Below are 584 nucleotides of genomic sequence, written 5' to 3' on the forward strand. Positions count from 1 at the left end.
TCGACGTCGGTGTGCGTGGAGGCATCGACCTGAGTCACGGGCGCGATGTTGGTCTGCGGGCTGGCGAACGAGAAGCCGCCGTTGAAGTTGGAGTTGATGCCGTTGTTCTGGAAGATGCTCGCGCCGCCGACGATGGCGCCCATTTCAGCGCGGCCGAGTTCTTTGCTGACGGTGAGGTTGTCGATCTTCAACATGATGGTCTCCTGATGGCTTGAGTGGATGATTAAAGGATCAGAGCTTGACGCCGTCGAGCAGGCTGCCGACCGACGTGAGCGACTTGGTGATGTTCTTCACGTCGACGTCGAGGTGCTGCGAGGCATCCACTTGCGTGACGGGCGCGACGTTGGTTTGCGGGCTGGCGAAGGCGAAGCCGGCGTTGTAGTTGGAGTTGATGCCGTTGTTCTGGAAGATGCTCGAGCCGCCGACGATGGCGCCCATTTCAGCGCGGTCGAGTTCTTTGCTAACGGTGAGGTTGTCGATCTTCAGCATGATGTAGCTCCTAAGACTTGGTTGGTTGGATGAGCACCAATCGTTGCGCTCGCAGCTACATATGCGAGGGGCGTGCCAAGCGGAGCTGGAAGAAC

Annotated in this window: 2 protein-coding genes; both read right to left on the reverse strand. The window is 58.9% G+C overall.

The features are described 5' to 3' along the window. Positions 1 to 194 (reverse strand): hypothetical protein (locus AWB78_RS43030; protein ID WP_062613376.1); only part of this gene is annotated, 194 nt, incomplete at its 3' end. Positions 195 to 231: 37 nt separating this feature from the next. Continuing rightward, positions 232 to 489, reverse strand: a complete 258-nt coding sequence (locus tag AWB78_RS43035; RefSeq protein WP_062613378.1) for a hypothetical protein — start codon at positions 487 to 489, stop codon at positions 232 to 234. Positions 490 to 584: the final 95 nt, after the last annotated feature.

This window comes from Caballeronia calidae, from assembly GCF_900044055.2.
GTDB classification, from domain to species: Bacteria; Pseudomonadota; Gammaproteobacteria; order Burkholderiales; family Burkholderiaceae; genus Caballeronia; species Caballeronia calidae.

Bases quoted from the DNA above. Each gene is read 5' to 3' on its own strand.
- AWB78_RS43035 (WP_062613378.1), bottom strand. From the start codon at position 489: ATGCTGAAGATCGACAACCTCACCGTTAGCAAAGAACTCGACCGCGCT.